Here is an 8,338-nt window from a genome sequence, read left to right as displayed (position 1 = left end):
CGCGAGCCAGACGCCGGCCTTGCGGAAGGTGGCGAGCTCGCGCAGCAGGCCGCCGCCGGCGGGCCGGGGCTGGCGCGGCACGAGGGTGAGCACGCCCACGAAGCCGACGACGCCGATGGCGACGACGACCCAGAACGTGGCCCGCCATCCGGCCGCCTGCCCGATCCACGTGCCGAGCGGCACGCCGAGCACGTTGGCCAGCGTCAGGCCGGTGAACATGAGGGCGATGGCGCTGGCCCGCTTCTGCGGGGCGACCAGGTCGGCGGCCACGACGGAGCCGACCCCGAAGTAGGCGCCGTGGGCGAAGGCGGCCAGGACGCGGCCGGCCATCAGCACGCCGTACGAGGGGGCCAGCGCCGACAGCAGGTTGCCGGCGATGAACAGCACCATCAGGGCGAGCAGCATGGTCTTGCGCGACAGCCGGCCGCCGAGCATGGTGAGCGGCGGCCCGCCGACGGCCACGCCCAGGGCGTACCCGGAGACCAGCAGGCCGGCGGCCGGGATCGTCACGCCGAAGTCCGTGGCCAGCTCGGGCAGCAGCCCGTTGATGATGAACTCCGTGGTTCCGATGCCGAAGGCGCTGATCGCGAGGGCGAACAGGGCGAGAGGCATATAATTCTCCTCAGACGACGTTAGTGAGCGTGGACATTATTTGCACCCGCCGACTAACTGACAATACAACGATGCCGGAGGAGGCCGTCCACATGCCCATAGCCGATGACGCCGTCGAGGCACGTGCGCAGGGCTGGCGCACCCTCGCGGCGCTGCACGCCAAGATCGAGGACCGGCTGGAGAAGGCCCTGCAGAAGGAGCACGAGCTGAGCGTCAGCGAGTACACCGTGCTCGACGTGCTGGCCAGGCAGGACGGCTGGCACATGCGCATGCAGCAGCTCGCCAGGGCCGTGGTGCTCAGCCAGAGCGCCACCACGCGCCTGGTGACCCGGCTGGAGAACCGCGGGCTGCTGCGCCGCTACCTGTGCGAGGACGACCGCCGCGGCATCTACTCCGAGGTCACGCCGACGGGCCGGGAGCTGCTGGAACGCGCCCAGCCGACGCACGACACCGTGCTGAAGGAGGTGCTGGCCGAGGCCGCCGAGCAGCCGGAGCTGGCGCCGCTGACCACCGTCCTCACCACCTGAGGATCACCCGGCAGGCACCTGAGGGTCACCCGGGGGCGCCGTGACGTTGCTCTGGATCTCGCCGACCGGCACGTCCCGCGCCGTCTGCAGCTGCACGGGCGCGAACTGGAACGGCACCACGCCGCCCTGCGCCTGCACCTCCACCGGCCACACGGTGGTCACGGTCAGCGTGTACTTCTCGCGCGGCTGGTCGATCGACGCGCGCAGGTACCGCACGCCGCAGGTGAACGGCGCGCCCTTCGTGTACGCCTTGCCGGCCGCCCCGCAGCCGCTCTCGGTCACCTCGGCCCGGTCCCGCGTCGTCCCCGGGTCGATCTCGATGTTCTTGAGAGTGGCCACCAGGGTCACGCTCATGACGCCCGGCAGCTCCGCCGTGACCGTGCGGCGCGGCTCGCCCACGCCCTCCAGCCACACGAAGGTGGGCAGGTTGACGTAGCTCTTGGCGTCGGGGCTCAGCTTGATCGTCGGCTCCGGCACGGTCAGCGCGGCGCGGGCGATCTGCGCGAGCTGCTCGATCGTCAGCCCCGAGGGCGGCGTGGTGCCCGTGGGCACGAAGATGAACTGCTCCAGGTTCGTCCAGCAGGCCACGCCGTTCGGGTCGGCCTCGTTCAGGCCGGGCAGCCACCAGCGGCCGTCCTGCCCGATCTTGTCCTTGAACTGCTGGATGAACGCCTGGAAGCTCTCCTCGTCGATGCGCGCCCGGTTTGCCGCGTCGCGGCCCTCGCTGCGCTGGCGAAGCATCTCCTCCGGGGTCGGCCCCGGCTCGTACCAGCACGGTCGCGGGATGCGGTAGCCGTCGCCGCTGCCGCCGCTGACGTCGCCGCTGACCCTGATGCTGGTGTGTTTGCCGCGCCAGCCCACCGTGTTGCCGGACTGTTCCTTCTGCTGCGTGGTTTGGTCGCCGGGGCCCGGGACCACCGGGTCGAGGAGCAGCGGTGCCATCAACAGGGCCGCGAGCCAGGCTTTCATCGGGTGCATCTCTCTCTGGAGGTGACGTAGGTCCTGATGCGCCACACCCCGTCGTCGCCGCGGCGGGCGGCCACACTCTGGCCATAGGGGGTGCGCAACCACTCGGGCTGGGGTCTGATGGCCTGCCCGTCACGGGTGGAGACCATCCGGATCCCTGATTCGTCCACACATGCGTCGATCTGGGCGCCCTTGCCCACGCGGGCGCTGACCCGCAGGTTGTACAGCCGCCCGACCCCGCGCATCGACCACCGCGCGTCCGCGAACGACTGCACCCACTTGCTGGCCTGCACCGCGGCGTCGAGCTCCAGGCCGTCCTTGTAGACGCTCCGCCGCTCCGCCACGGCCCTGCGGGTGCCGACGTACTGGTCGACCATGACCTTGAGCAGCGGGTCCGGGTTCGCGGGCCACTCGACGCGGGCCCGCAGGCCCGCTGCCACCTGGATCGTCTCGGGCCCCGACGGCAGCCCCGCCTCGCGGGTCGCCACCCCCGGGGTGCCGCTCGCCTTCGGGGCGCTCTCCTTCGGGGCGCTCTCCTGCGGCCGGTACGGCCGCTCCGGGGCCGCGCAACCCGCCGCGAGCAGCACGCACACCATGACCACCGCACCTCTCATGCCGATGACTCCCTCACCACATGGATGCGCCACGTGGGCAGCAGCTCCTCGATCAGCGCCTCCGTCTCGGGGGCCATCGCGCCTCCGTACGGGTGCGAGGCCGCCCGCCTGGTCAGGCCCTCGACGACGGCGCGCAGGCGGACCGTGTCCTGCGTCGCGTGCGTGGCCCGCAGCAGGTCCCGCCACAGGCTCTCGTCGTCGGGGGCCAGCAGCAGCGCCGCCCGTACGGCGGCCACCGCCGCGTCCGGCTGGCCGTGCGCGAGCCGCAGCTCGCACAGGTGGTGGGCGGCGTCGGCCACGGCCGCGGTCACGTCGTACTCCAGGTCGTCGTCCGTCAGCCAGGCGTACCGGCCGGGGCCGCGCGCCGCCAGCAGCGGGCCGCGCACCAGGCCGAGCGCCTTCTCCAGCAGCACGGCCCGGGCCGTCGGGTCGCTCTGCGAGCGGCGCACGAGCTCGCGGAACAACGCCCAGTCCGTACGCACGCCGGGCCCCAGCCGCAGCCGGCCCGCCTCGTCGGTCAGCAGGTGCTCCGGCCCCAGCCACTGGGCGACCCTGGCGATCGTGGCGTCCCTGACCAGGTCCTGCACGCCGCGCGGCCACAACACGCCGCCGAGCACCACGGGATGCACGCCGCCCACGTGCGTGGCCAGGTACACCAGCAGCTCCGTGGCCAGCTCCATCCGGCCTTCCTCCAGCGGCGGCAGCCCGGCGATCTCGACGGGGCCGAGGATCCTGATCTCGACGGCCGGCGGGTGCAGCCCCGCCAGCGGCTCCGGCTCGGGGATCGCCTCCCCCTCCAGCCGGCCGGCGGTGCGGAACAGGTCGATCAGCGCCTGGTAGTGGCGGCGCGGCAGCAGCTGGGCGGCCACCTCGAAGCCCAGCTCGGCGATCCGCGCCCTTCCGTCGTCGCCGATCTCCAGCGTCCAGGTGGCGTGCGGGACCTCGCCGGCCACCACGTAACCGGCGGTGTCGCGGCGGGCCAGCAGCGCCAGGCGGCGGGCCTCCTCGTGCGTCGGCGCCACGGCCGACAGCAGGTAGTGGGCGCGGCGCGGGCTGCCGGTGATGCGGCCGGTCAGCACCTCGCCGCGCGGCGCCGCGCCGGCCTCCAGCTCGGGCAGCACCTCGGCCAGGCTGCCGACCGCCCTGACCCGGCCGGGCGCGATCGCGGTCAGCTCCCCGCCGAACCCGACGAGCGTGATGCGCATCCGGTCGGACCACAGGTTCGTGGCCAGCTCGACCGCCAGCGCGGCCAGGGCGGCGGTGGTGTGGGCGCCGCGCACGTTGATCAGGCCCTGCGCGGCCTCCAGGTCGATCAGCACCCGCCCGGCGGCATCCGTCCCGATCGAGACCAGCCCGGGGTACGGCGCCCCACCCGGCCGCGCCGCCTCCTCGGGATGCGCACCGGCCTCCGATGGCGGCGGTCCGGGCGTCCGTGCCCGGATGTCGGGGTACGGGATCTTGCCGGACCCGGACGCCGCCCGCCCCGCCTGGTACGGCAGGTACGGCCGATACGGCGCTCCACCCGACCGCCCCTCGGCCTCAGCAGGGGTGGCCGAGGCCGGTCGCGCCCGATCATCAGGGGAGGCGGCCGGTCGTGTACGGACATCAGGGAAGGCGGCACCGGCCAGTCGGGTCGGGCTTTCATGGGCGCCGGGCGGCCGAGTCCGGTTCTCAGCGGCACTGGCCGGCCGGGTCTGGCTCTCGAAGGCCCCGGGCGGCCGGCTGCGCGGGTCGGGCAGGAGGCGGGCCTCGTGGGCGGGCAGGCGCCAGATCTGGCCGCCGTCCGCCGCCGTCCAGGGAGCGGGCGGGTGCTCGTCCGGCGGGTGGATCCACAGGTCGAGCGAGCGGGCCGACAGGTGCGCGCCGTACACGACGGGCGGCGTGCGGCGCTGGGCGGCCAGCTCGGCGCCGAGCATCCGCAGCCCCACGTCGAGGACGCGGGCGCCCGGCGCGTCGCTCCCGAGCCGGAGCGCGAGCTCGGCCTGGGCGGCGTCGTCGCGTGGCCGGGCGATCCGGCGCCCGGCCGGCCGCCGCCAGAGCTGCTCCCTGCGCCGCCTGGCCAGCACGAGCAGCAGCCCGGCCGCGGCCAGGGAGGCGGCGGCGAGGTACTGGGTCAGCTCGCCGCTCTGGGCCCCGGTGATGACGACGGGCTGCCGGTCCGTCGGCGTCTCGTCCTCCTGCCGGCCCGCGTGCTTGCCGCCCCGCTGGTCCGAGCGCTGGTCAGAGTGCCGATCCGGGTGCCGGTCGGGGTGCTGATCGGGCTGGCGGTGCCGTGCCTCGCCCCGCTCGGCGGCGCCGGAGCCCCGGTCCACGTGCGCCCGGCCGGGGTGCTCGCGCAGCGTCTGCTCGCGCGGCTGGTCGGCGGGCACGATGTGGACGTGCCGGGCGTCGTCCGGCATGTCGAGCACCCAGCCGGGCCTGATCAGGTCGGCCATCCGCAGGCGGGTGCCGTCGGGCTGCTCCTTGGCCTGGTTGAGCCGGTAGATCTCGGGGTAGCGGCGGCCGTCGCCCAGGCACTTCTCCGCGATCTCCCACAGGCTCTCGTGGTGGCGGCCGTGCGGCGGCTGCACCACGTACACCTTCTTGGTCTTGGGCGTCTCCAGCGTCTGCTCGACGATCGGCGCCGAGTACGCGACCGCCGTCACCGGCGGGGCGGCGGGCGTGGGGGCGAGTTTCACCAGGGGCGCCACCATCGCGCCCGCCGTGAACAGCAGCAGCACCGCCGAGACGAGCTTGTTGGCGAGCAGCTGCATCCCACCGGAGAGCGGCACGCGGGCGGGCATGCCGACCCGGCGGACGCCGGCGTACACCTCGACCAGCACGCACATGAAGAGCTGGAACCAGGCGCCCCACACCACCAGCACGAGGACGCTCATGATCGTGGTGTAGTCGACCTTGCCGGCCCACACGGCGGGGTCGAGCAGCTCGGGCGCGATGGGCGGGCCGACGTAGGTGAGCAGCGCGTACGGCACGCCGCCCACCAGCGCGACCAGCACGATCAGCGCGGCGATCCCGGCGAGCACGTCGCCGGGGCCCCGCCTGGCGGGGACGCGCACGGGAACGTGACGTCCGGGCGGGCGCGCGGGCTCTCGCGTCGGCATCGCCTCTCCTTTCCCCGGTCCAGCGTGGTGGCTGTGGTGTCCCGCTTCCATCGAGTGGCGGGATTCGGTCTATGTCGCTTCGGGCCCGCCCGCGCTACCTCGCCTCGGGGGCGGCGGTGGCGGCGCCGGTCATCGCGGAGCCGGGGAAGCCGATGGCGCTGAGGAAGAACGCCTTCCACCGCACCGACACGGTCACCGTGACCTGCGCCTGCCCCTGGCCGAGCGCGCACTCGCCGGCGGACACGTCGTCGCCGCCCTGGGCCGCGATGATCTCGTCCGCTCGCGCGCACACCTGCGCCTCGCCGAGCAGCCGCGTCTGGCCGGTCTGGCGGAGGTGGTCGACGTCGAGCTGGTCGGCGGCGGCCCGCGCGGCCTGCTCGGCCACGTCGGCGGCGCGCAGCCGGGCGTTGATCGCGGACCCGCCGTCGACCAGCAGCCCCGCCAGCAGGAACACGACGACGGAGAACAGCACGGTGAACACCGACATGGAGCCCCGCTCGCCGGCTCTCATTCGACCCTCCTGAACTGCTCGATCGGCACCACCGCGGTGCCCGTGAGCCGTTTGGTGCCGCCGAAGCCGAGGAAGGCGAGGTCCAGCTCGCACGTCACCTCGGCCTGGACCTGGCCGCCGCCCTCCCACGCGGAACCGTCGAGGGAGACGGCCGAGGTGCGGCAGCGCCCGTCCAGCACGTTCGTGGTGATGGCCTTCGCGGCGGCTTCGGCGTCGTCGAGCGTGCGCTGCACGGACGCGGCGCGGGCGGCGTCGCGCGCGGCCCCGTTGACCCGCCCCTGCGACTCGACCAGCACCCCCGCGCCGGCCAGGAACATGAGGAACAGCAGGAAGACCGGGGCCAGCATGACGGTCTCCACGGCCATCGACCCCCGCTCGTTCATGTGCAGTCCTCGCCGCCGTTGTCGGGGCGGAAGCACTCGACGGGCCCGCCGGCGGTGGCGGTGATGGTGAAGGCCAGGTCGGGCAGCAGCGGGATGACCTGCACGGCGCTGCCGGTCACGGTGACGAAGCGCTCGTCGGGCTCCTTCTCGGACGTCGTGGCGGTGGCGTCGCGCAGCAGCCGCGGCCCGATGGCCCGGATGATCTCGGTGGCCTTGCCGGTGGCCGCGCCCTGCCAGGCACCGGAGTCGAACGGCGCGGCCCGCGCCACCCGGGCGCCTTCCCTGGCCGCCGCCTCGGCCACCTCACGGGCGTGGAACCAGAGCGCGACCTGCACGATGAGCAGCACGGTCGCGAGGATGACCGGCATGAGCAGGGCCAGCTCGATCACTGTCGCGCCGCGCTCATGGGCAGGGCCGGCCCGATCACCGTCGCGCCGCTCGCCCCGTGACGGCCGGGCTCTCACGGAGCGCCGCCACCGCCGCCACTGCCGCCGTCACCGCCGAAGTTCTGTTCGAGGTTGCCCTGCTGCTGCTCGACCAGGGTCCTGATCAGGGTGGCCAGGCCGAGCGCGACGCCGGCGATGATCGCGGTGATGATCACCCATTCGACGGCGGAGGCGCCCCTGGTGGGCGCGGTGCGGGCGCGGTGGACGCGGTCGCCCAGGTACGCGCGGAGATAGACGATCCAGGGGTGGTTCATGAGACTCCCAACATCTTCATCGCGGCGGGGTAGCTGAGAAAGATCACGAAGCCGGCGCAGAGGAGGAGCTGGGCCACCAGCATCGACTGGGAGCGCTCGCCCGCCCGGCCCTCGATCTCGGCCAGCTCACGGCGGCGCAGCGTGGCGGCCCTGGCCGTGAGCGAGGCACGTACTTTGGCGCCGTCGTCGGCCACCAGGCCGAGCGCGGCGGACAGGTCGCGCAGCTCGTCCACGTTGATCTCCTCGCCGAGCTGGCCGAGCGCCTGCCACGGCGTGATGCCGACGATCCTGGCGCCGCGCAACGCGTCGCGGATGCGGCCCATCGCCCAGTTGGGCTGCTCGCCGCTGACCGAGACGGCCATCATCAGCGCCTCGGGGACACCGCGGCCGCCGGCCAGGTTCATGGAGACGAGGTCGAGGAAGGCTCCGACGACGTGGCGGAAGTCGCGGCGCTTGGCCGCCGCGTCCCGCTTGACCTGCAGATCCGGCAGGAAGAAGAACACGAGGGCCACCAGCACGGCGCTCCAGAACGGGATCGCCAGGTTGACGCCCCACTCCATGAGCACCAGCCAGGCCAGCAGCAGCGGGAAGGCCAGCAGGCCGCTGACCGCCAGCAGGACCTTCGTGGCCAGGAACGCCTCGAACGAGCGGCCGAGCAGGGCCAGGTCCGACCTGGCCGACCTGGCCTCCCAGCCGCGCGCGCCGTAGAGGCGGGCCAGGCGGGCGCCGAGACCGCGGCGGAACGCGCTGACCTCCTCGTCGGGCAGCAGGAGCTGGATGCGGGGGGCGCCGGTGTCCTCGCGGACGGCGTCGAGCGCGAGCAGCCGCGCCACCAGGCCGGGGCGGGCCGGGAACAGCGCCCGCAGCAGCACGAACAGGCCGAGCCCGAGCGCCGCGCCGGCCAGTGCGCTCTCAACCACGAGG

At 74.0% G+C, this 8,338-nt stretch carries 10 protein-coding genes; 1 reads left to right on the top strand and 9 read right to left on the bottom strand.

Annotated elements, in window-relative coordinates:
• Positions 1 to 612, bottom strand: a 612-nt coding sequence (locus tag HCN51_RS54065; protein WP_168021600.1) for an MFS transporter, incomplete at its 3' end; no start/stop codon positions are given.
• A gap of 92 nt (positions 613 to 704) precedes the next feature.
• Between HCN51_RS54065 and HCN51_RS54060 the strand changes: the two genes are divergently transcribed.
• Positions 705 to 1,139, top strand: a complete 435-nt coding sequence (locus HCN51_RS54060; protein ID WP_080042954.1) for a MarR family winged helix-turn-helix transcriptional regulator — start codon at positions 705 to 707, stop codon at positions 1,137 to 1,139.
• Positions 1,140 to 1,142: 3 nt separating this feature from the next.
• On the opposite strand, the gene HCN51_RS54055 is transcribed toward HCN51_RS54060, so the two are convergent.
• The 8 genes from HCN51_RS54055 to HCN51_RS54015 all read right to left on the bottom strand — a co-directional run bounded on the left by HCN51_RS54055 (position 1,143) and on the right by HCN51_RS54015 (position 8,334).
• Entirely contained in the window at positions 1,143 to 2,108 is a 966-nt protein-coding gene (locus tag HCN51_RS54055; protein ID WP_240974202.1) for a hypothetical protein, read from the bottom strand.
• Positions 2,105 to 2,719, bottom strand: coding sequence for a hypothetical protein (locus HCN51_RS54050; RefSeq protein ID WP_168021598.1), 615 nt, complete (start codon positions 2,717 to 2,719; stop codon positions 2,105 to 2,107). The genes HCN51_RS54055 and HCN51_RS54050 overlap by 4 nt, the downstream gene beginning before the upstream one ends.
• Complete coding sequence (locus HCN51_RS60845; RefSeq protein ID WP_240974201.1) at positions 2,716 to 5,820, bottom strand: BTAD domain-containing putative transcriptional regulator; 3,105 nt, start codon at positions 5,818 to 5,820, stop codon at positions 2,716 to 2,718. Before HCN51_RS60845 ends, HCN51_RS54050 begins: the two co-directional genes overlap by 4 nt.
• A gap of 94 nt (positions 5,821 to 5,914) precedes the next feature.
• Positions 5,915 to 6,331 (bottom strand): pilus assembly protein TadG-related protein, encoded by a 417-nt coding sequence (locus HCN51_RS54035; RefSeq protein WP_240974200.1) that lies wholly within the window; start codon positions 6,329 to 6,331, stop codon positions 5,915 to 5,917.
• On the bottom strand, positions 6,328 to 6,714 hold the full coding sequence (locus HCN51_RS54030; protein ID WP_080042957.1) for a TadE/TadG family type IV pilus assembly protein: 387 nt from the start codon (positions 6,712 to 6,714) through the stop codon (positions 6,328 to 6,330). Before HCN51_RS54030 ends, HCN51_RS54035 begins: the two co-directional genes overlap by 4 nt.
• Positions 6,711 to 7,103, bottom strand: a complete 393-nt coding sequence (locus tag HCN51_RS54025; RefSeq protein WP_346434153.1) for a TadE/TadG family type IV pilus assembly protein — start codon at positions 7,101 to 7,103, stop codon at positions 6,711 to 6,713. Before HCN51_RS54025 ends, HCN51_RS54030 begins: the two co-directional genes overlap by 4 nt.
• Before the next feature lie 71 nt (positions 7,104 to 7,174).
• Positions 7,175 to 7,414 (bottom strand): hypothetical protein, encoded by a 240-nt coding sequence (locus HCN51_RS54020; RefSeq protein WP_168021597.1) that lies wholly within the window; start codon positions 7,412 to 7,414, stop codon positions 7,175 to 7,177.
• Positions 7,411 to 8,334 (bottom strand): type II secretion system protein, encoded by a 924-nt coding sequence (locus HCN51_RS54015; protein ID WP_168021596.1) that lies wholly within the window; start codon positions 8,332 to 8,334, stop codon positions 7,411 to 7,413. The genes HCN51_RS54020 and HCN51_RS54015 overlap by 4 nt, the downstream gene beginning before the upstream one ends.
• Between the last annotated feature and the right edge of the window lie 4 nt (positions 8,335 to 8,338).

The sequence above is a fragment of the Nonomuraea composti genome (assembly GCF_012034275.1).
GTDB classification, from domain to species: domain Bacteria; phylum Actinomycetota; class Actinomycetes; order Streptosporangiales; family Streptosporangiaceae; genus Nonomuraea; species Nonomuraea composti.
The sequence above is the reverse complement of the archived record's forward strand: the minus strand, read 5'-3'. Positions and strand labels throughout refer to the sequence as shown.